Origin of the sequence: Nocardioides sp. NPDC023903, assembly GCF_040639295.1 — a bacterium.
Classification (GTDB): domain Bacteria; phylum Actinomycetota; class Actinomycetes; order Propionibacteriales; family Nocardioidaceae; genus Nocardioides.
Genome location: NZ_JBEZZS010000001.1, coordinates 44,743 through 63,924, shown reverse-complemented (window position 1 = coordinate 63,924; position 19,182 = coordinate 44,743). Strand labels below are relative to the sequence as shown.

The following is a 19,182-nucleotide window of genomic DNA, read 5'->3' as shown; positions in this document are numbered from 1 at the left end:
TCATCGCACCCTCCGGGTGAACGTGACGGGCAGCGTGGCGAAGCCGCGCACGCTCGTGGAGTGGACCCGGACCGAGCGCTCGGCGTGGACCTCGAACCCAGACGTACGCCGCACCAGCTCTGCCAGCACGACCCGAGCCTCGAGACGGGCGAGGTTGGCGCCGAGACAGAAGTGCCGGCCGACGCCGAAGCTCATGATCCTGCCGAGCTCGTCGGAGGGGCGATGGATGTCGAAGACATCCGGAGCGGCGAAGACGCGCTCGTCGCGGTTGGCCGAACCGAGCAGCACCAGCAGCTTCGACCCGGCCGGGACGACCTGGCCGTGGAGCTCGACGTCCTCGGCGACGTAGCGGGCCAGCATCTGGCTGGAGGTGTCATGTCGCAGGGTCTCCTCGATCCACGAGCCCACCGGCGCGGTGTCCTCGGGATCAGCGAACACCTCGGCGAGCTGCGACGGGTGGGCGCCGAGGTGGAAGAGCGCGTTGCCGAGAAGCTTGGTGGTGGTCTCGTTGCCGGCCACGACCATCAGGAACAGGAACGCGATCACCTCGTGGTCGAGCAGCCGGTCGCCATCGACCTCGGCCTCGATGAGCGCCGAGGTGAGGTCCTCGCTCGGCTGCTTGCGCCGCTGCGCGACCATCTCGGCGTAGTAGCCGATCAGCTCCAGCGCGGCCGTCATCCCGGCCTCCGGCACGTCGCGTACGCCGTCCTCACGGTGCACCACCAGGTCGGCCAGGCGCCGCACCTCGTCGCGGTCGGCGACGGGGACGCCCATCATCTCCGAGATGACATCCATCGGGAGCTTGCCGGCGAGCTCGGCGATCCAGTCCGCCTCTCCCGTCTCGGCGCAGGCCGCGAGCAACCCGTCGAGATAGTGGTCGGCGAGCGCCTGGATCCGCGGGGTGAGCTCGCGTACGCGGCGGGGCGTGAACCCGGCCGAGACCAGCTTCCGCAGCCGGGTCTGCTCCTTGCCGTCCAGGGCCAGGAAGGACATCACCCGGTGGGCGTCGGCGTTCCAGGCGCTGGCGTCGAGCGAGACCCCCATCCGGTTGGAGAAGGTGATGTCGTTCTTCACCGCGGCGTGCACGTCGGCATGCCGGGAGAGCGCCCAGAAGTCGTCGGAGGCGTTGTAGTAGAGCGGCGCCTCGTCCCGCAGCCGGGCATAGACCGGGTAAGGGTCCTCGTGGAAGTCGTAGTCGTAGGGGTCGAAGATCTCGGTGGTGGTGCTCGTCATCTCACTCCATCTCGACAGGCTCGATACACCGCATCTCGGCCGACGATCACGGCGACGACCGGGGCGAGCCGGTCGGCCATCTCGTCGTAGGTCATCAGGCCCATGCCCGCCTGCAGCAGCGCCCCGGAGAAGGCGAGCAGCAGGGCTTCGCGCTCCGCGTCAGCCGCACCGTCGCCGAGCGCCGCCTCGAACCGGGCAGCGAACTCGGCCCCGATCCGCAGCCGCAGCCGCTCGACGTCGGAGTCGCTGCCCAGCAGCGCCGGCGTCACCGCCGCCGCGAGCGCCGGTTCCTCCGCGATCCGCGTCGTCAGACCGCCAACGGCCGCCTGCACCCGCTCCACGCGGGACCCGGTCTCCTCGACAACCGGCGTCTGGGCCAGATGACGCCAGAAGAGCTCGGCGAAGAGGTGGTTCCGGGAGGCGAGGTAGGTGTACGCCGTCGCCGGGGAGACCCCGGCCCGCGCGGCGACCGAACGGATGGTCAGTGCCTCGTGCCCGACCTCGCGCAACTCCGCCAGACCTGCGGCGAAAACTCGCTCGACCGTCTCCGCCTGGCGGGTGCTAGCTGCGCTGGACACGTGTCCAGATTAGAACACGTTCTCGTTTCGGGCAAGGGGTGAACCAGACCCGATCGGGGTACCGCACTGACATGCCGAGAACAGACGTGCTGGGCGAGGAGTTCCAGCGACAACGCGACGTCCTCAAGCTGGTGGGCGCGACACTGAAGGCCGCCGAGATCCCGTTCGCACTCGCCGGCGGGTACGCGGTGTGGACGCGAGGCGGACCGGAGAGCACCCACGACGTGGACTTCGTACTCCCGCAGGAGTGCGTCGAGGACGCCGTGCGCGCACTGGTTCTTAGCGGGATGGAGGCGGTCGACGCCCCCGAGGACTGGCTGGTGAAGGTCGGTCGCGAGACCGTGGTCGTCGACCTGATCCACCGGCTCCCGACCGGGCCCGTCGACGAGGAGCTGCTGGTGCGGTGCACCGACCTGCCGGTCGACTCCGTCACCATGCCCGTCATGTCCTCGACGGACCTGCTCATCTCGCGGATGCTGGCGTTGAGCGAGCACGCCTGCGACCTGTCCCCGATTCTCGGCTCCGCACGTGCCCTGCGCGAGCAGATCGACTGGCGGCTGGTGCGACAGGAGGCGAAGAGAAGCCCCTTCGCACAGACTGCGATCGGCCTGCTCGACGCGCTCGCCATCACGGAAGGAAGCAGTATTGGAGGCGATGATGCCTGACCCGATTCGTGTGGCAGCAGTGGGTGACGTACATCTGGCCGACGACCTGCGCGGCCGCTACGCGCCGCTGCTCACGGACATCTCCGAGGAGGCCGACGCGCTGCTGGTCGCCGGAGACCTCACGCAGCACGGGACGGTCGAGGAGGCCGAGGCGTTCGCCGACGAGTTCGACGCCGCCGACGTGCCCGTCCTGGTCGTCCTCGGCAACCACGACTACCACTCCGGGGCCGAGCGCGACATCGTCCGGCTGCTGGAGGACCGCGGGGTGACCGTCCTCGAAGGCACCTCGACCACCATCGACACGGATGCCGGCCGCCTCGGCGTCGCCGGCATCAAGGGCTTCTGCCTCGGCTTCGTCGGCCGGTGCGCAGCGGACTTCGGCGAACCCGAGATGAAGGCCTTCACCGGGCACGGCATCGAGACCGCCGCCCTCCTGCGCGGCGCCCTCGACGACCTCGCCGCCGAGGAGCCGGACGTCACCGTCGCGCTGTCCCACTTCGCTCCCGTCGACGACACGCTGATCGGCGAGCCGAAGGAGATCTGGCCGTTCCTCGGCAACTACCGGCTCGGCGAGGCGATCGACGAGACGGGTGTGGACCTGGCTGTCCACGGCCACGCCCACGCCGGGCGCGAGAAGGGCATCACCCCGGCCGGGGTGCCCGTACGAAATGTCGCCCAACCGGTCATCCAGTCAGCGTTCCGTGTCTACGACGTCGTCCCCAGGAGGTCGGCATGAACGAGCAGCAGACGCGAGATCTCGAGCGCGAGATCGCGACCGACCCGCGCACGAACGAGCTGGGCATCCGGCTCCGGGTACGCGGCGACAACCTCGTCGTCTCCGGCGAGGTGGCCTCCGAGGAGCGCCGGTCCACGGTCCTCGAGATCATCAAGGAGCACGACACCGGGCTCGACATCGTCGACTACATCGTGCTCAGCGCCGAGCCCGGTCCGGGCGGACCGCAGCACGAGCAGATAGACCCACCACGAAGGAGCTGATCATCGATGAACGGCACCATCGTTGCGGTCGTGATCGGGATGATCCTGTTCTGGAGCGTCCTGACCCTCATCGCCGCGCTCCTCGACCGGCGCCGTAGCCACCAGATCGAGGACGACCTGACCGAGATGGAACGCAAGTACCATCTCGACGGCAGCGACCGGTACGGGAGTTTCGACCAGCGACCCCACGGAGCCCACCGAGCCCGCTGAGCCCGCTGAGCCCGCTCAGACGCCAGGCGGAAGCCTGGTGAAGTCGGGCTCCCGCCCCTCGGCGAAGGCGACGAGCGCCTCGATGTTGGCAGGCCCGCCGAGCAGCTCGGCGAACTTGGCGTTCTCGAGCTCTCGGGCAGCCTCGATGCCGGGGCGCAGCGACGCGGTCATCGTCTCCTTGACGGCGACCAGGCTGCTGATCGGCCTCGCGGCGAGCGTGGCTGCGTGATCCCAAGCGACCTCGAGGAGCTCCTCGGGCTCGGTGACCCGCCAGACGAGGCCCATCTCGTGGGCCTCCTCGGCACTGAACCACTCCCCCGACATCAGCATCCAGGCGGCGTTCTGACGTCCGATCAGCCGCGGGAACAGGAAGCTGGACGCCGCCTCCGGCGCAACCCCGAGCGTCGTGAATGGCGTCTTGAACCTCGCCTTCGTCGAGGCGAGGACCAGGTCCGCGAAGCCGAGGAGGGTCACGCCGATGCCGAGCCCCAGCCCGTTGACGGCGACGACCAGCGGCTTGGAGAACCCGGCCAGGGAGTCGACGAGGCCGATGAACCCGTGGGCGGCGCTTTCGTCGCCACCCGAGGCGGTCTCCTTCATCTCGACCAGGTCGGTCCCGGCCGAGAAGGCCCGACCGGACCCCGTCAGCAGCACCACGGCCACCTCCGGGTCCTCGTCGGCCTCGCGGAGCGCCTCGGCCAGGGCGACATAGAGCGCCTGGCTGAACGCGTTGAGCTGGTCGGGACGGTTGAGCGTGAGGGTACGGACGCGGTCGCGGTCCTGGCTCAGCAGCAGGTCTGACATGCGGGGGTCTCCTATCGGCCGAGGATCAGGTCGGCGGCGCGCTCCCCGATCATGATCGAGGGTGCGTTGGTGTTGCCGCCGGTGATCGAGGGCATCACGCTCGCGTCGGCGACGCGGAGGCCGTCGATGCCCAGCACCCGCAGAGACGGGTCGACCACGGCGCGCTCGTCCGACCCCATCCGGCAGGTGCCGACGCCGTGGTAGACGCTGTGCACGATGTTGGGCAGCAGCTCACGGGTCGCCTCGTCGGTGGCGTACGACGGTCCGGGCGAGATCTCGCCCTGGCTGTCCCCGAGGCCCACCATCATCTCGCGCACCTTCGCGATGCCGTCGAGAAGCACCTCCGTATCCTTGCCCGAGGTCAGGTAGGCCGGGTCGAGCAGCGGGTGTGCGAGCGGGTCGGCGCTGGCCAGGCGTACGGTGCCGCGGCTCTCGGGGTAGATCAGCGTCGGCAGGATGCACAGGCCGGGCTTGCTCGTCGGTGGCCGGATGGCCTTCTCGCCGTCCTGGTTCGGGAACGGGTAGACCCAGTAGAGGACGTGCAGCTGCAGGTCGGGGACCTGACCGGCCAGGGCGCTGCGTACGAAGCCAAAGGCCTCGAACTGCGACCCGGCCGCCCAGCCCTTGCGGGTGAGCCGCGACTTCGCGAAGCCGGCGGCGAAGTAGGCGGGCGTGGGCCGCCGCAGCGCCGAATCCATTCGGAACGAGACCGGCACGAAGAGGTGGTCGTGGAAGTTGTCGCCGACGGGAAGGTCGGCGTGGACCTGGATGCCGTGGTCGCGGAGGTGGTCGGAATGACCGATTCCGGAGAGCATCAGCAGATGCGGCGAGCCGTAGACGCCGGCCGCCACGATGACCTCGCGAGTTGCCCGGATGGTCTGCTTGTCGCCGTCGGCACCGACGACCTCGACGCCGGTGGCGCGCGAGCCCTCGATCCGTACGCGGGTGACCTGGGCCTTGGTCAGGATCAGCAGGTTGTCCAGCGGCTGCTCGCGCAGGTAGGCCTTGGACGCCGAGTAGCGACGCCCCTCGGAGGCGCTGAGCTGGACGACGCCGACGCCCTCCTGCTCCTTGCCGTTGTAGTCGTCGAGAGCGCCGACGCCGAGCCGCTTCGGCGCCTCGTCGAGCCAGGACTGCGTCGCCGGGGTGAGGTCCTTCTGGTAGCGCACCTTCACCGGTCCGCCCTCACCGCGGAACTCGTCGCCACCGCCCTCGAAGTCCTCCATCCGCTTGAACGCCGGCAGCACGTCGTCGTAGGACCATCCGGTCGCGCCGTCGGCCGCCCAGTCGTCGAAGTTCTGGCGGTTGCCGCGCACCCAGAGCATGCCGTTGATCGAGGATGAGCCGCCCAGCACCTTGCCGCGGGTCATCGGGATGACCCGGTCGAGGGCGGCGCTCTGCGGAACCGACTTGTAGCCCCAATCGACCAGCTTCTTCAGCTGTGGCGTGGAGAGCATCGCGGCGACCGCGCCGGGGAGCTCGAGCAGGTTCTTGATCCCGAAGGCGGTGTCCTTGCCGCCCGCCTCGATCACGATCACGCTGGCACCGCTCTCGGCCAGCCTGCGGGCGGTGGCGCAGCCCGCACTCCCGGCGCCTACGACGATGTAGTCGGCTTCCATGTTCACTTCTCTCTCCCGGCGATCCCTTCCGCAAAGACTAGAACACGTTCTACTGTTGTGTCATGCGCCACGGCATCGTCCTGTTCACCTCGGACCGCGGCATCGCGCCCGCCGAGCTCGCCTCCGCCGCCGAGGAGCGCGGTTTCGACACGTTCTACGTGCCCGAGCACACCCACATCCCGGTGCGCCGCGACGCCCTGCACCCCACCGGCGGCACCGAGCTCCCCGACGACCGCTACCTGCGTACGCTCGACCCCTGGGTCACGCTCGGGACATGCGCCGCAGTGACTTCGAGGATCGGGCTCTCCACAGCCGTCGCGCTGCCGGTCGAGTCCGACCCGATCACGCTCGCCAAAACCATCGCGACCCTCGACCACCTCTCCGGCGGCCGAGTCTCGCTGGGCGTCGGGTTCGGCTGGAACACCGACGAGCTCGCCGACCACGGCATCCCGGGCGACCGCAAGCGCACCGCACTGAAGGAGTACCTGGAGGCGATGCGCGCACTGTGGACCGAGGAGGAGGCGGCCTACGAGGGTGAGTTCGTCTCCTTCGGCCCCTCATGGGCCTACCCCAAGCCACCGCAGGGCCGGATCCCGACGATCGTCGGCGCCGGCGGCGGCCCCAAGACGCTGCGCTGGATCGCCCGCAACGCGGAGGGCTGGATGTCGACCCCGACCGAGGCCGGCATCGGCGACAAGGTGAAGACGCTGCAGGACGAATGGGAGTCGGCCGGCCGCGAGGGTAAGCCCGAGGTCCGCGTGCTCGTCGCGAAGCGGCCGACACCCGACGACCTGGCCGAGTGGTCGGTGGCCGACGAGCTGATCTGGGGCGTGCCCGACACCGATCCGGCCGGCGTACTCACCTATCTCGACAAGCTGGCGGGCAGGCTCGACCTCGGCTGATCAGCCGAGCCGCTCGCGCAGGAACCCGACGATCCGGTCCAGACCGCCTCGCGAGGCCGGCGAGATTCCCGGCAGCGTGAGATAGGCATGGGTCGCCAGCCGCGGGCAGTGCACGGTGACCTCCACCCCAGCCGTACGCAGCGCCGTGGCGTAGCGCTCGGCGTGCGAGCGCATCGGGTCGAACCGCGCGGTGAGCACCAGGGCGGGCGGCAGGCCTTCGTGGGACGTCGCCCGCAGCGGCGAGACCGACCACTCCTCGGCGAGGGACCCGTCTTTGCCGAGATAGTGCTCCACGATCCCGCCCAGGCCCGGACCACGCAGGCCGACGAGATCGACAAGCGGGTAGATGAGCACCTGACCGCGGATCCGCGACTCGCCCTCGTCACGGGCGCGCAGCGCCAGGACCGCGGCCAGCGTTCCACCGGCGCTGTCGCCCAGCACGGCGATCCTCGCCGGGTCCGCGCCGAGGTCGTCGGCGTTCGCCACGGCCCACGTCAGCACGCTCCAGCAGTCCTCGACCGCCGCCGGATAGGGATGCTCCGGCGCGAGCCGATAGGCGGGGGCGACCACGACGGCTCCGATGCGGGCCGCGATCCGGCCGGCCATCCAGCGCGACTGCTCGGGCGACCCCCAGCACCATCCGCCGCCATGGAAGGCCAGCACGATCGGCCGTCCCGAGGCCAGGGCACGCGGGATGTGGACCCGCAGCCGGATCTCGCCGGCCCAGGCCTCATGCACCACCACGCCTGGGTCGTCCGTTCCGAAGACCCAGGTCAGGCGGCGGTTCGCCAACAGCGCCGCCCGCCGCTGGCGCAGCTCGACCATCGCGTCCACACCGCGATCCTGCACCTCGGCGGCGGTCTTCGTCATGACGTACGGCCGACCGATGGCCGAACGTCAGCCCACAGCTCGCGCAGACACCGCCCAAAATAGAACACGTTCTACTAGGATCGGCTCATGAGTGACATCAGCGAGATAGAGCAGCTCAAGTACCGCTACGTACGCCTACTCGACACCAAGCAGTGGGACGAGTTCGCCACCTGCTTCAGCGATGACGCCACCGCCGACTACGCCGGGCTCTCCTTCACCTCGCCCACCGAGCTGGTCGACTACATGCGGACCAACCTGCCGGCGGAGATCATCACGATGCACCACCTCCACCACCCGGAGATCGCGGTCGACGGCGAGGCGGCCACCGGCCGCTGGTATCTCTACGACAAGGTCTTCGCCCCCGCCTTCGACTTCGCCCTCGAGGGCGCCGCCTTCTACGAGGACCGCTACGTCCGTACGCCGCAGGGCTGGCGCATCGCCCACACCGGCTACCAGCGCACCTGGGAGCTCACCACCAGCCTCAAGGACCAGCCTCACGCGAAGTTCACCGGACCCGGCGGACCGGCCACGCACGCCTGAGAACGGCGGTAGGTTCGGCACCATGCGGATCGCCTTCGGAACCGACGACGAGAACGAGACGACCCGAGCAGTGCTCACCGAGCTGCGGGAGCGCGGGGAGGTCGAGGTCGTCGAGACCGACTCCTGGCCCGACCTCGGCGCCGGGATCGGCCGGGCGGTCGTCGAGGGCCGCGCCGACGTCGGCGTGGTGATGTGCTGGACCGGGACCGGCACGGCGATCGCCGCCAACAAGGTCCCCGGCGTACGCGCCGCCCTCGCCTGGGAGCCCTGGATCGCCCGCAACGCGCGCCTGTGGAACGACGCCAACGTTCTGGCGATGAGCCTCAAGCGTCTCGCCCCCGATGTCGCGGTCGAGGTCACCCGAGCCTTCCTCGACGAGACCGATCCCGACCCCGAGGAAGCAGCCGCGATCAAGCGCCTCGACGAGCTGTGAGCCCCGCCAGGCACCCGAGGACTGCCCGATCAGCAGCAGGCGCAGCCGTTGCCGCAGCCGTCGTGGTCGTCTTGGCCGCCTAGGGCTCCCGCCGGAGAGCAGCAGACCTCACCGCGCCAGGCGTTGATCCCCTCCCCTACGGCGAGGGCGGCGATGACGAGCGCGGCGACCGAATCAGCCCACCACCAGCCCCAGGCGCTGTTGGCGAGCAGGCCCACGAGCAGAGCCGCGGACATGTAGGTGCACAGCAGCGTCTGCTTCGAGTCGGCCACAGCGGAATGGGAGCCGAGCTCGTTGCCGGTGCGGCGCTGGATCCAGGAGGCGGCGGGCATGACGAGCAGGCTGAGCGCCGCGATGCCGATGCCGAGACTGGAATGGTCGGCGGCGTGTCCTGCGATCAGGCTGGTGACGGCGTCAAAGGTGACGAAGGCAGCGAGGCCGAAGAACGAGAACGCGATGATCCGCAGCGCGACCTTCTCGCGGGCTTCTGGATCGCGGCCGGCGAACTGCCAGGCGACAGCGAGAGCGGACGAGACCTCGATGACCGAGTCGAGACCGAAGCCGAGGAGCGCTGCCGAGCCGACGATTGCTCCGGCCGAGATCGCCACCACCGCCTCGATCACGTTGTAGGCGATGGTGAAGGCGACCAGGAGGCGGACGCGTCGCACCAGGGCAGCCCTGCGAGACGGATCGGGGCCCGAGACCGGCGGCGGCACATCCTCGCGTCGGCCGATGACATGGATCGGAAGGTCGGAGCTCACCAGTTCACCTCATGGCACTGTCGGGTGGGGGCGGTCTCGGTCTGGAGGGTCGCATGCTCGATCTGGTGCCGGGTGGCGAGCGCGGTCTGCGCCTCGGCCAGCACGGTTTGAGCATCGGTGCCGGCATCCAGGACGAGATGAGCGGTGGCGACGTGCATCCCGGAGGTCAACGTCCACACGTGCAGGTCATGGACGCCGCCCACGCCCGGGACGGCTTCGAGGTCGGCGACGACCTGGTCGACCTCCATGCCCTCGGGGACGTGCTGGCCGAGCACCGCCAGGACCTGACGGCCCAGGGCGACGGCACGTACGGCGACGAAGACCCCGATCGCAACAGCCACGGCGGTGTCCCACAACGGCTGCCCGGTGGCGGCGACCAGCAGTCCGGCCACGATCACGCCGACGCTTCCGGCGGCATCGGCGACCACCTCGAAGTAGGCGCCCTTGAGGTTGAGCGACTCGCTCGCGCCCGCGCGCAGGAGCAGCATCGAGACCAGGTTGATGGCCAGGCCGATGGCGCCGACCACGAGCATCGCCCCGGTCTGGACCTCGGATCCCACCCCGATGCGGCCGATCGCCTCGAGCACGACATACACCGCGACCCCGAGCATCACCAGGACGGTCAGGCCGGAGGCGAACACCTCGACCCGGTAGGAGCCGTACGTGCGACGACCGGTGGTGTCGGCGCGCGTGGCGATCCGGGTCGCGACCAGCGCCGCACCCAGCGCGACGACGTCCGCTGTCATGTGGCCGGCGTCGGAGATCAGTGCCAGCGACCCCGACCACAGGCCCGCGACGAGCTCGACCACCAGGAACGCCGCCACCATGGCGAAGGTGACGGCCAGCCGCCACCGGTGCCTGCCGCCGGCGTGGCCCACAGCGGCGCCGTGCCCGTGCCCGTGTCCGTGGCCCATCAGCAGCAGCCCTGCTCGGCGGAGTCGCGGCACGCCTCCGGGTCGGTGACCAGGATCAGGTCGTGCAGATCAGCCAGCGCGTGCGCGAGGCGGCCGTCGGCGAGCTCGTAACGCGTACGCCTGCCCTCGGGGACTGCGACGACCAGGCCACAGCCGCGCAGGCAGGCCAGGTGGTTCGACATCGACTGACGCGTCACGCCCAGCGACTCGGACAGCTCGGCCGGGTAGGCCGGGCCCTCGCGCAGCTGCATCAGGACCCGGGCTCGGGTGGCATCGGAGAGGGCGTGCCCGAACCGGGCGAGCGCATCCAGAGAGGAGGTGGTGGCGGTGACCATGCCGCGACAGTACAGCGAAACATGTATTCAGCAAAAGCTGAACCATGAGAGGAGCGATCAGTCCAGCTCCCGGTAGTTGCTGCGGAAGAAGAGCAGCGGCTCGGTGGCGGCGCCCTCCTCGAGGTCCAGGACGCGGCCGACGACGAGGTAGTGGTCACCCTCCTCGTGGACCGAGTGGACGGCGCAGTCGAGATAGCCGACGGCTCCGTCGAGGTGCGGGTCGCCGTGATGGGCCGACGGGGTCCAGGAGATGTCGGCGTACTTGTCCGCGGCGCGTGAGGCGAACTGGTTCGAGACGGCCTCCTGGCCGGCGGCGAGGATGTTGACCGAGAAGTGCCCGGCGCGACGGATCCGGGCCCAGGCGCGCGAGGACTTGGTCGGCGCGAAGAGGATCAGCGGCGGCCGCAGCGACACCGAGGAGAACGACTGGCAGGTCATCCCGACCGGTCCCTCCGCGGTCTGCGCGGCGATCACGGTGACCCCTGAGGCGAACCGGCCGAGCACCGTACGGAACCGGGCATCCGCCTCGGCGTCGGCAGGGGTCTCCGGTGGAGACGGTGGCGCTTCGAAGTCGAAGCGACCGTGGAAGGACTCGATCAGCTCCGGATGCGGCCAGCTCTCGGCGGCATCGGGAGACATCCCATCAGGCACCTCTATACGCATACCCGATCACTGGCCTACGCCGAAGTCGTGACCCCAGTACGAGACGGCCGTGGACTCCCGGGCGACCCACTTCTGGTCGTCGACCTGCAGTCCCTCGGTGCCGAACTCGATGTCGAAACCACCCGGCGACTTCACGTAGAAGGAGACCATCTCGTCGTTCATGTGCCGCCCGAGCGTCGCCGAGAGCTTCGCGCCGTACTTCTTCACCCGCTCCAGCGCCCGGCCGACGTCGTCGAGCTTGTCGACCTCGAGCATGATGTGGACGCACTTGGAGTCGTTGGGGAACGGCAGGAACGCCAGCGAGTGGTGGCGCGGGTTGATCCCGAGGAAGCGCAGCCAGATCTTCGTGCCGGGCTCCTTGCCGGCGAACTCGCCGGGCATGCTCATCGAGTCGCGCAGCCGGAACCCGAGCGTGTCGCGGTAGAACTCCAGCGCCTCGACGTCGTCGGAGACCGGGATCACCACGTGGCCCATCCCCTGCTCGCCGGTCACGAAGGTGTGGCCGTAGGGCGAGACCGCGGGACGGCGCTCGTAGGTGATGCCGTGGAAGAGCTCGAAGACATTGTCGAAGGGGTCACGGAAGCGCAGCATCTCCTGCACCCGGCGCTCGGCGAGCTCCTCGGGAGTCCCCTCCTCCACCTCGACCCCGGACTTCTCCAGGTGCTCGCGGGCCTGCGCCAGCGCGGTGTGGTCGGCGACCTCCCAGCCGACGCAGCTGAGCTGGTCGACCTCGCCGGGCTCGATCACGAGTCGCGCCGAGACCTCGTCGATGCGGTAGTAGAGGTGCTCCGGATTCTGCCCCTTGGCCGTCACCAGGCCGAGGACCTTCTCCGCGAACGTACGCCACGCCTCCAGGTCGGTGCTCGTGACGCGTACGTAGCCCATGGACTTGATGTCGATCATGCGCGCTCCTTGTGCCGCTTCAAGAAGTTGACCGCGATCTCGCGGAACTCGTCGGCCGCCTCGATCTGTGCCCAGTGCCCACAACGCGGGAAGACATGCAGCTGCGCCTTGGGGATCAGCTTCAGGGCGGGGAACGCGCCGTCGAGCGGGTTGACCCGGTCCTCGCGTCCCCAGGTGAGCAGCGTGTGATGGCGCAGCCGGTGCGCCTCGCGCCACAGCATGCCGTCCTCGGCGGTCTCGGGGTTGTAGAACGACCACCCCATCGACGCCATCGCCTCGCGCGCACCCGGCGCGGTCGCGTCCGCGAACCGCTCCTCGACCAGCTCGTCGGTGACCAGCTTCTGGTCGACGACCATGGTCGAGATGAACGCCTTGAGCGCCTCGCGGGTGGGGGCGCCGGAGAAGTCCATCAGGCGCTGGACGCCCTCGGTGGGATCGGCATGGAAGAGGTTGAGCGAGAGCCCGCCCGGCCCCATCAGCACCAGCCGTCCCACCCGGTCCGGGTAGGTCAGCGCGATCCGCATCGCGGTTCCGCCGCCGAGCGAGTTGCCCAGCAGGTGCACCTTCTTCAGGCCCAGCTCGTCGAGCAGGGCGATCACCGCGTCGCCGGCGAAGCGGTAGTAGTTGCCCACCACCTCCGGCTTGTCGGAGGCGCCGAACCCCGGCTGGTCGACCAGGATCGTACGGAAGTCGGCCGCGAAGCCCTCGAGCGCAGAGCCGAAGTTTGACCACGACGAGGCCCCGGGACCCCCGCCGTGAAGCATGACGAGAGGCAGCCGGTCGTCCTCGGGCGCTGTGCCCATTTCTGGGGCGAGGTCGTAGTAGCGCAGCGAGATCTCCCCCGCCGCCTCGGTCTTGATCCGGACGTCGCGGGCGACGTCATCCTTCACGAGCGCCATCTCAGTACATCCCCGGGTCGACCTTGTGCCCGAACTCGGAGGCGCCGTACATCTGCAGCGCCCGCTCGGGGTCGTTGGCGGCGTGGACACGACCCGCGTGGGCATCGCGCCAGGCGCGCTGGAGCGGGGTGCCGTTGGCCAGCGCCCGGCCGCCCGATGCCTCGAAGAGCAGGTCGATCGCGTCGATCGCCCGCTGGGTGCCGAGGACCTGGTCGCGGCGGATCCGCAGCCGCTGGGTGATCGGGATCTTCTCGCCACGAGCGACGTAGGCCTGCTGCTCGCGGATGTTGCCCATCAGCAAGGCCCAGGCGGCGTCGATGTCGGAGGAGGCGGTCGCCACGCGCACGGCGGCGAAGGGGTCCAGGGACGCCTTCTCGCCGTAGGAGGCGCGGACCCGATTCTGCTGCATGGTCACGTGCTCCTCGTAGGCGCCGCGGGCCATGCCGATGATCGGCGTGGTGATCGTGGTGGTGAACAGCGAGTGGAACTGGAGCTTGTAGAGGTCACCGGTGTTGACCGCCTGCCCGGGCCCCTTGCAGCGTCCGGTCTCGCCCATCGAGAGCGTGAAGGTCTCCGGGATGAAGACGTCCTCGACCACGATGTCGTTGGAGCCGGTGCCGGCCAGACCGACGACGTTCCAGACGTCGACGATCTCGTAGCGCTCGCGGGGCACCAGGAACGTACGGAAGTCGACCACCTGACCCTCGTCGTTGAAGACGAGGCCGCCGAGCAGCACCCAGGTGGCGTGTGCGCAGCCGGAGGAGAACGACCAGCGGCCGGAGAGCGTGAAGCCGCCCTCGGTGATCGCCGCCTTGCCCATCGGCGCGTAGGAGGAGGAGACCCGGGTGTCGGGGTCCTCGCCCCAGACCGCCTGCTGGGCCTCGTCGTCGAAGAGCGCGATCTGCCAGGGGTGCACACCCAGGACGCTGGAGACCCAACCCGTCGACCCGCACGCCGAGGCGATGTCGCGCACACAGGTGTAGAAGTCGACCGGGTCCGCCTCGAGACCGCCGAACCGGGCCGGCTGCAGCAGCTTGAAGAAGCCGACCTCCTCCAACTCCTTGACGCTCGACTCGGGCACGACCCGGAGACGCTCGGTCTCCTCGGCCCGCTCCCTGATCGTGGGCAGCAGGTCCTGCACCCCGTCCTTGACGGTCTGCGCGTCCTTGTGGGGGCGCTGTGTCGGTTCGCTCACCGCTCTGCCTTCCTGCATGGTGTCCCAATGACCTCGGACGGCGCGGTTCGTGCGCTGCCGATGGATCAATACTAGAACACGTTTCAGTTTTGTCGAGTCCCCGGGCGTGTTTCGTGCGCCTTCGTCTATGGTAGAACGTGTTTCAGTTCTGGGACAGTCGAAGCTGAGGGAGCACCATGGGAAAGACCGACGAGACGTACGACGTGGTGGTCGTGGGCGCCGGAGGCGCCGGGATGACCGCCGCGCTCGCGGCGGCCCGCCGCCACGGGCTCGAGACCGTCGTCATCGAGAAGAGCGCCTACTTCGGCGGATCGACGTCGCGCTCGGGCGGCGGGGTCTGGATCCCGCGCAACCACGCCCTCGAAGCGGCCCGCCAGAAGGACTCCCCCGAGGACGCCAGCCTCTATCTCGAGTCGATCGTCGGCGACGTCGTGCCCAGCGACCGGCGCGAGACGTTCCTCGACCGCGGACCGGAGGTGCTCTCCTTCGTCTGCGAGAAGACGCCGGTGCGGTTCAGCTGGGTCCCCGACTACGCCGACTACCACCCCGAGGCCCCCGGCGGCCGCGGCGCCGGCCGCTCCGTCGAGCCGGTCCCGCTCGACGCACGGATGATCGGCGAGGAGCTCTCGCGGCTGCATCCGCCCTATACGAAGTCGCCCGCCAACATGGTCGTCACCCAGGCCGACTTCCGGAAGATCAGCCTCGGCATGCGCACGATCAAGGGCCCGATCACGATGGTCAAGATCGCGGTCGCTCGGATCCTCGCCGGCCTGCTCGGCAAGAAGATGTACGCCATGGGCGCGGCGCTCGCGATCGGGCTGCGCAAGGGGCTCCTGGATGCTGGCGTCGAGGTCCGCTACAAGACCGAGCTGGTCGGCCTCGTCACCGAGGGCGGCCGGGTCGTCGGCGTCGAGGTACGCCACGGGGAGTCCGGCCCGACGACGGTGATCCGGGCACGCCGCGGCGTGATCCTCGGCTCCGGCGGCTTCGAGCGCAACCTGGAGATGCGGGAGAAGTACCTACCCGCCCCGACCTCCGTCGAATGGACCACCGGCGCCTTCTCCAACACCGGCGGCGGCATCCTGGCCGGGATCGCGGCTGGCGCTGACACCGACCTGATGGACGAGTCCTGGTGGGGGCCGACGATCCCGTTCCCCGGGCGGCCGTGGTTCGCGCTCGCCGAGCGCAACCTGCCCGGCTCGATCATCGTCAACAGCGCGGGCAAGCGCTTCATGAACGAGGCACTCCCCTACGTCGAGGCCGTCCACGAGATCTACAAGGGGCAGGAGACAGGCGTCTCGCACGTTCCCGCCTGGCTGGTCTTCGACCAGCGCTACCGCAACCGCTACATCTTCGCCGGCCTCGGACCGGGCCAGCCCTTCCCGGGCCGCTGGCTCAAGAGCGGCGTCGTCGTGAAGGCCTCGTCGGTGGAGGCGCTGGCCGAGAAGATCGAGGTGCCCGTCGACGGCCTGCGCGAGACCCTGGCCCGTTTCAACGGCTTCGCCGAGTCCGGTGTCGACGAGGACTTCCACCGCGGCGAGTCGACCTACGACAAGTACTACTCCGACCCCACCGTCAAGCCGAACTGCTCGCTCAACGTCATCGACCAGGCGCCGTTCTACGCCGTCAAGATGGCTCCCGGCGACCTCGGCACGAAGGGCGGCCTGGTCACCGACAGGCGCGCCCGGGTCCTGCGCCCCGACGGCTCCGTCATCGAGGGCCTGTACGCCGCCGGCAACGTCTCCTCCGCCGTCATGGGCCGCACCTACGCCGGCCCCGGCGCCACCATCGGTCCCGCCCTGGTCTTCGGCTACCTGGCCGCCGAGGACTGCGCCGTCTCGCCCGAGAAGACCGAGAAGTCCCAGAAGCCCCAGGACAAGGAGCACAGCTGATGCCCATCGACCCGACCAAGGCCATCGGCGCGGAGCTGCCGTCCCAGTCGTTCTCGTGGAGCTCCTCCGACGTACTGCTCTACCACCTCGGCATCGGCGCCGGCTCGCGTCCCGGTGACGCGACCGACCCGGCAGCGCTGCGCTACACGCTGGACTCCGACGCCCAGACGGTGCTGCCGTCCTTCGGGGTCGTGGCACCGACCTTCCACGTCACCGAGCCACCCTCGCTCGACCTGCCGGGCTGCGACATCGACCTCGCCTCGGTGCTCCACGGCTCCCAGGAGATCCACGTCGACGGCCCGATCCCCACCTCAGGAGAGGCAGTCGTCTCGACCCGGATCGCCGAAGTCTGGGACAAGGGAAAGGCCGCCGTCATCGTCCAGGAGGGCGTCGCCAAGACCCCGTCCGGCGATCCATTGTGGACGGTCAGGAGCTCGATCTTCGTACGCGGCGAGGGCGGCTTCGGGGGTGAGCGCGGGCCGTCGACGTCGCTGCCGGTTCCCGACCGTGCGCCGGATGCTGTGGCTGCGTACGACGTCACCGAGCAGCAGGCGCTGCTCTACCGGCTGTGCGGCGACCGCAACCCGCTGCACGCCGACCCCGTTTTCGCCGCGAAGGCCGGCTTCCCGAAGCCGATCCTGCACGGACTGTGCTCCTACGGCATCGTGCTGCGCGAGGCGACCGCCCTCCTCCTGGACGGGGACGCCACCCGGGTCGCCGGGTTCAGCGCCCGGTTCGCCGGGATCGTCTTCCCCGGCGAGACGATCTCGATCGAGGCCTGGGATGAAACTGGTCAACAGGCCGGGAAGATCCTGATCAGGGCCACGATCTCGTCGGCAGACCCGGCCCGCGACGGCGCCCTGGTCCTCGCCGACTGCTACCTGGAGGCAGCATGAGCGGAACGGCACTGCCCGACGTACTCTCCCCCGCCGATGTCGAGGAGCGGTTCGGCGGCTGGTCGGAGGAGACCGATGTGATCGTGGTCGGCTTCGGCGTGGCCGGCGGGGCCGCGGCGCTGGAGGCGGCCCGTGCGGGCGCCCGCACGATCCTGCTGGAGCGGGCCGCCGAGCCCGGCGGTACCTCGGCGATGGCCGGTGGCCACTTCTACCTCGGCGGCGGCACCGCGGTGCAGAAGGCGACGGGGATCGAGGACTCGGCCGAGGAGATGTTCAACTACATCCGCGCGGTCTCCAAGGAGCCGGAGGACGACAAGATCCGGGCCTACTGCGACGACTCGGTGGAGCACTTCGACTGGCTCGAGGCGCTCGGCTTCGAGTTCGAGCGCACCTTCTGGCCCGGCAAGGCGGTCATCCAGCCCGGCACCGAGGGGCTGATGTACACCGGCAACGAGAAGGTCCACCCCTTCCGCGACCTCGCCGTCCCGGCGCCGCGCGGCCACAAGGTTCCGGTCCCGGGTGACACTGGCGGCGCCAAGCTGGTCGTCGACCGGATGGCCGACCGGTTGGCCGAGACGTCGGCAGAGATCCGCTACGAGACCGGTGCCACCAACCTGGTGATCGAGGACGGCCGGGTCGTCGGGCTGGCCTGGCGCCGGTTCGAGGAGCGCGGCGCGATCCGCGCCAAGGCGGTGATCCTCGCCGCCGGCGGCTTCGTCGGCAACGCCGACATGGTCGCCGAGCACACGCCCAGGCTCAGCGAGAAGCTCTTCCCACTGGCCTCCACCTACGACGACGGCCTCGGGCTGCGCCTGGGCGCCTCGGCGGGCGGCCGCTGGCGGTTCATGGACGAGCCGTTTCAGACCGCGCCGTTCTACCCGCCCTCGATCCTGCTCACCGGGATCATCGTCAACAAGCACGGCAAGCGGTTCGTGGCCGAGGACTCCTACCACGCGCGTACGGCCGCCTTCGTCATGGAGCAGCCGGACTCGGCCGCGTTCCTGATCGTCGACTCGGCGCACATCGAGCACCCGAAGATGCCGCTGTGCCCGTTCATCGACGGCTGGGAGACGGTCGAGGAGATGTCGGCCGGCCTGGGCGTACCTTTCGAGACCCTCAACGCCACCCTGACCTCGTACAACACCCACGCCGCCGACAGCAAGGACCCGGAGCTCCACAAGGCGCCGGAGTGGACCGAGCCGCAGGACACCGGCCCGTGGGGCGCCTACGATCTCTCCCTCGGCAAGGCGATGTACGCCGGGTTCACCATGGGCGGTCTGGCGACCACCGTCGAAGGAGAGGTACGTCGTGAGGACGGCTCCGCGATCGCGGGCCTCTACGCCGCCGGCGCCTGTGCGGCCAACCTCGCCCAGGACGCCAAGGGCTACGCCTCCGGAATGCAGCTCGGTGACGGCTCGTACTTCGGGCGGCGCGCCGGACGGCATGCGGCCGGGCTGGGCCGACACTGACCGGCTCCGGTGACGGGCCTCACAAGCTCGGCACGTCCGGTGAGACCGATCGACCGCTGCCCCCGGCGACCAGCTAGTCTTTGCAGACGCTCACCAAGCGAACTGTTGCCATATCACATATCTCTCCAGACGTGAATGGCTTCAGTAAAATTTGGGACTTTCGACCCTACGCGCATCACGAGCCTGGCTGGTTATGTATACGCGACGCCACGGGCATCGCCGGTGCTGGCTCCCCCGCCGCGTCCGCAGGCCATCGGTCCCCAGTCGACGCCTGTCGCCGAACTAGCCGAAAGGAATCCCCATGTTCGACTTCCGGAGCCCGGCCGGCCTCATGGTCATCGCCGCCCTGGTTGTCATCACGCTCGTGGTGGTCGGCGCAATCGCCGGCAACAGCCCTTCCTGATC

At 69.5% G+C, this 19,182-nt stretch carries 22 protein-coding genes; 10 read left to right on the top strand and 12 right to left on the bottom strand.

What is annotated here, in order from left to right; translation table 11 throughout:
- Together AB0F44_RS00310 and AB0F44_RS00305 are read right to left on the bottom strand one after the other, a co-directional pair.
- On the bottom strand, positions 1-1,233 hold the full coding sequence (locus AB0F44_RS00310) for a cytochrome P450 (RefSeq protein ID WP_357351549.1): 1,233 nt from the start codon (positions 1,231-1,233) through the stop codon (positions 1-3).
- A complete protein-coding gene (locus AB0F44_RS00305; RefSeq protein WP_357351548.1) occupies positions 1,230-1,811 on the bottom strand; it encodes a helix-turn-helix domain-containing protein in 582 nt (193 codons plus the stop codon). Before AB0F44_RS00305 ends, AB0F44_RS00310 begins: the two co-directional genes overlap by 4 nt.
- A 71-nt stretch (positions 1,812-1,882) precedes the next feature.
- On the opposite strand from AB0F44_RS00305, the gene AB0F44_RS00300 reads away from it, so the two are divergent.
- Genes AB0F44_RS00300 through AB0F44_RS00285 form a run of 4 tightly spaced genes read left to right on the top strand, consistent with a single transcriptional unit; the run spans position 1,883 to position 3,682 of the window.
- Positions 1,883-2,476 (top strand): hypothetical protein, encoded by a 594-nt coding sequence (locus AB0F44_RS00300; RefSeq protein WP_357351546.1) that lies wholly within the window; start codon positions 1,883-1,885, stop codon positions 2,474-2,476.
- Positions 2,469-3,212, top strand: a complete 744-nt coding sequence (locus AB0F44_RS00295) for a metallophosphoesterase (protein WP_357351544.1) — start codon at positions 2,469-2,471, stop codon at positions 3,210-3,212. Before AB0F44_RS00300 ends, AB0F44_RS00295 begins: the two co-directional genes overlap by 8 nt.
- Positions 3,209-3,472, top strand: a complete 264-nt coding sequence (locus AB0F44_RS00290) for a hypothetical protein (RefSeq protein WP_357351542.1) — start codon at positions 3,209-3,211, stop codon at positions 3,470-3,472. The genes AB0F44_RS00295 and AB0F44_RS00290 overlap by 4 nt, the downstream gene beginning before the upstream one ends.
- Positions 3,473-3,478: 6 nt before the next feature.
- On the top strand, positions 3,479-3,682 hold the full coding sequence (locus AB0F44_RS00285; protein WP_357351540.1) for a hypothetical protein: 204 nt from the start codon (positions 3,479-3,481) through the stop codon (positions 3,680-3,682).
- Between the two features lie 15 nt (positions 3,683-3,697).
- Here AB0F44_RS00285 and AB0F44_RS00280 read toward each other — a convergent pair whose 3' ends face one another.
- On the bottom strand, positions 3,698-4,486 hold the full coding sequence (locus AB0F44_RS00280) for an enoyl-CoA hydratase-related protein (RefSeq protein ID WP_357351538.1): 789 nt from the start codon (positions 4,484-4,486) through the stop codon (positions 3,698-3,700).
- Between the two features lie 11 nt (positions 4,487-4,497).
- Complete coding sequence (locus AB0F44_RS00275) at positions 4,498-6,105, bottom strand: FAD-dependent oxidoreductase (protein WP_357351536.1); 1,608 nt, start codon at positions 6,103-6,105, stop codon at positions 4,498-4,500.
- A gap of 62 nt (positions 6,106-6,167) precedes the next feature.
- Between AB0F44_RS00275 and AB0F44_RS00270 the strand changes: the two genes are divergently transcribed.
- The gene (locus AB0F44_RS00270; protein WP_357351534.1) at positions 6,168-7,007 is read left to right on the top strand and encodes an LLM class F420-dependent oxidoreductase; all 840 of its coding nucleotides are present in this window, start codon (positions 6,168-6,170) and stop codon (positions 7,005-7,007) included.
- Here AB0F44_RS00270 and AB0F44_RS00265 read toward each other — a convergent pair whose 3' ends face one another.
- Complete coding sequence (locus tag AB0F44_RS00265) at positions 7,008-7,877, bottom strand: alpha/beta hydrolase (protein WP_357351532.1); 870 nt, start codon at positions 7,875-7,877, stop codon at positions 7,008-7,010.
- Positions 7,878-7,964: 87 nt separating this feature from the next.
- Between AB0F44_RS00265 and AB0F44_RS00260 the strand changes: the two genes are divergently transcribed.
- Together AB0F44_RS00260 and AB0F44_RS00255 are read left to right on the top strand one after the other, a co-directional pair.
- Complete coding sequence (locus AB0F44_RS00260) at positions 7,965-8,417, top strand: nuclear transport factor 2 family protein (protein WP_357351530.1); 453 nt, start codon at positions 7,965-7,967, stop codon at positions 8,415-8,417.
- 22 nt (positions 8,418-8,439) lie between these two features.
- Complete coding sequence (locus tag AB0F44_RS00255; RefSeq protein WP_357351528.1) at positions 8,440-8,850, top strand: RpiB/LacA/LacB family sugar-phosphate isomerase; 411 nt, start codon at positions 8,440-8,442, stop codon at positions 8,848-8,850.
- Between the two features lie 29 nt (positions 8,851-8,879).
- Here the strand turns inward: AB0F44_RS00255 and AB0F44_RS00250 are convergent, their stop codons facing one another.
- Genes AB0F44_RS00250 through hsaA form a run of 7 tightly spaced genes read right to left on the bottom strand, consistent with a single transcriptional unit; the run spans position 8,880 to position 14,520 of the window.
- Entirely contained in the window at positions 8,880-9,611 is a 732-nt protein-coding gene (locus AB0F44_RS00250; protein WP_357351526.1) for a cation transporter, read from the bottom strand.
- Positions 9,608-10,558 (bottom strand): cation diffusion facilitator family transporter, encoded by a 951-nt coding sequence (locus tag AB0F44_RS00245; RefSeq protein ID WP_357351524.1) that lies wholly within the window; start codon positions 10,556-10,558, stop codon positions 9,608-9,610. Before AB0F44_RS00245 ends, AB0F44_RS00250 begins: the two co-directional genes overlap by 4 nt.
- Positions 10,525-10,860 carry a metalloregulator ArsR/SmtB family transcription factor gene (locus AB0F44_RS00240; protein ID WP_141804731.1) on the bottom strand — a complete coding sequence of 112 codons (336 nt, stop codon included), beginning with the start codon at positions 10,858-10,860 and terminating at the stop codon, positions 10,525-10,527. Before AB0F44_RS00240 ends, AB0F44_RS00245 begins: the two co-directional genes overlap by 34 nt.
- 57 nt (positions 10,861-10,917) lie before the next feature.
- A complete protein-coding gene (locus tag AB0F44_RS00235) occupies positions 10,918-11,499 on the bottom strand; it encodes a flavin reductase family protein (RefSeq protein ID WP_350720171.1) in 582 nt (193 codons plus the stop codon).
- Between the two features lie 30 nt (positions 11,500-11,529).
- Positions 11,530-12,426 (bottom strand): iron-dependent extradiol dioxygenase HsaC, encoded by an 897-nt coding sequence (hsaC, locus tag AB0F44_RS00230; protein WP_357351521.1) that lies wholly within the window; start codon positions 12,424-12,426, stop codon positions 11,530-11,532.
- A complete protein-coding gene (hsaD, locus tag AB0F44_RS00225) occupies positions 12,423-13,325 on the bottom strand; it encodes a 4,5:9,10-diseco-3-hydroxy-5,9,17-trioxoandrosta-1(10),2-diene-4-oate hydrolase (protein WP_357351519.1) in 903 nt (300 codons plus the stop codon). Before hsaD ends, hsaC begins: the two co-directional genes overlap by 4 nt.
- Before the next feature lies 1 nt (position 13,326).
- Positions 13,327-14,520 (bottom strand): 3-hydroxy-9,10-secoandrosta-1,3,5(10)-triene-9,17-dione monooxygenase oxygenase subunit, encoded by a 1,194-nt coding sequence (gene hsaA, locus AB0F44_RS00220; protein WP_357351517.1) that lies wholly within the window; start codon positions 14,518-14,520, stop codon positions 13,327-13,329.
- Positions 14,521-14,696: 176 nt separating this feature from the next.
- Between hsaA and kstD the strand changes: the two genes are divergently transcribed.
- From kstD to AB0F44_RS00205, 3 genes are read left to right on the top strand one after another with little or no spacing between them, the layout of a single operon-like run.
- On the top strand, positions 14,697-16,412 hold the full coding sequence (gene kstD, locus AB0F44_RS00215; RefSeq protein ID WP_357351515.1) for a 3-oxosteroid 1-dehydrogenase: 1,716 nt from the start codon (positions 14,697-14,699) through the stop codon (positions 16,410-16,412).
- A complete protein-coding gene (locus AB0F44_RS00210; RefSeq protein ID WP_357351513.1) occupies positions 16,412-17,308 on the top strand; it encodes a MaoC/PaaZ C-terminal domain-containing protein in 897 nt (298 codons plus the stop codon). Before kstD ends, AB0F44_RS00210 begins: the two co-directional genes overlap by 1 nt.
- On the top strand, positions 17,305-18,777 hold the full coding sequence (locus tag AB0F44_RS00205) for an FAD-binding protein (RefSeq protein WP_357351512.1): 1,473 nt from the start codon (positions 17,305-17,307) through the stop codon (positions 18,775-18,777). Before AB0F44_RS00210 ends, AB0F44_RS00205 begins: the two co-directional genes overlap by 4 nt.
- Positions 18,778-19,182: the final 405 nt, after the last annotated feature.

What these genes read in the sequence shown, in the direction of transcription:
- AB0F44_RS00310 (WP_357351549.1), bottom strand. Translation starts at nt 1,233, where the DNA reads ATGACGAGCACCACCACCGAGATCTTCGACCCCTACGACTACGACTTC.
- AB0F44_RS00300 (WP_357351546.1), top strand. Translation starts at nt 1,883, where the DNA reads ATGCCGAGAACAGACGTGCTGGGCGAGGAGTTCCAGCGACAACGCGAC.
- AB0F44_RS00295 (WP_357351544.1), top strand. Translation starts at nt 2,469, where the DNA reads ATGCCTGACCCGATTCGTGTGGCAGCAGTGGGTGACGTACATCTGGCC.
- AB0F44_RS00290 (WP_357351542.1), top strand. Translation starts at nt 3,209, where the DNA reads ATGAACGAGCAGCAGACGCGAGATCTCGAGCGCGAGATCGCGACCGAC.
- AB0F44_RS00285 (WP_357351540.1), top strand. Translation starts at nt 3,479, where the DNA reads ATGAACGGCACCATCGTTGCGGTCGTGATCGGGATGATCCTGTTCTGG.
- AB0F44_RS00280 (WP_357351538.1), bottom strand. Translation starts at nt 4,486, where the DNA reads ATGTCAGACCTGCTGCTGAGCCAGGACCGCGACCGCGTCCGTACCCTC.
- AB0F44_RS00275 (WP_357351536.1), bottom strand. Translation starts at nt 6,105, where the DNA reads ATGGAAGCCGACTACATCGTCGTAGGCGCCGGGAGTGCGGGCTGCGCC.
- AB0F44_RS00270 (WP_357351534.1), top strand. Translation starts at nt 6,168, where the DNA reads ATGCGCCACGGCATCGTCCTGTTCACCTCGGACCGCGGCATCGCGCCC.
- AB0F44_RS00265 (WP_357351532.1), bottom strand. Translation starts at nt 7,877, where the DNA reads ATGACGAAGACCGCCGCCGAGGTGCAGGATCGCGGTGTGGACGCGATG.
- AB0F44_RS00260 (WP_357351530.1), top strand. Translation starts at nt 7,965, where the DNA reads ATGAGTGACATCAGCGAGATAGAGCAGCTCAAGTACCGCTACGTACGC.
- AB0F44_RS00255 (WP_357351528.1), top strand. Translation starts at nt 8,440, where the DNA reads ATGCGGATCGCCTTCGGAACCGACGACGAGAACGAGACGACCCGAGCA.
- AB0F44_RS00240 (WP_141804731.1), bottom strand. Translation starts at nt 10,860, where the DNA reads ATGGTCACCGCCACCACCTCCTCTCTGGATGCGCTCGCCCGGTTCGGG.
- AB0F44_RS00235 (WP_350720171.1), bottom strand. Translation starts at nt 11,499, where the DNA reads ATGTCTCCCGATGCCGCCGAGAGCTGGCCGCATCCGGAGCTGATCGAG.
- hsaC (WP_357351521.1), bottom strand. Translation starts at nt 12,426, where the DNA reads ATGATCGACATCAAGTCCATGGGCTACGTACGCGTCACGAGCACCGAC.
- hsaD (WP_357351519.1), bottom strand. Translation starts at nt 13,325, where the DNA reads ATGGCGCTCGTGAAGGATGACGTCGCCCGCGACGTCCGGATCAAGACC.
- kstD (WP_357351515.1), top strand. Translation starts at nt 14,697, where the DNA reads ATGGGAAAGACCGACGAGACGTACGACGTGGTGGTCGTGGGCGCCGGA.
- AB0F44_RS00210 (WP_357351513.1), top strand. Translation starts at nt 16,412, where the DNA reads ATGCCCATCGACCCGACCAAGGCCATCGGCGCGGAGCTGCCGTCCCAG.
- AB0F44_RS00205 (WP_357351512.1), top strand. Translation starts at nt 17,305, where the DNA reads ATGAGCGGAACGGCACTGCCCGACGTACTCTCCCCCGCCGATGTCGAG.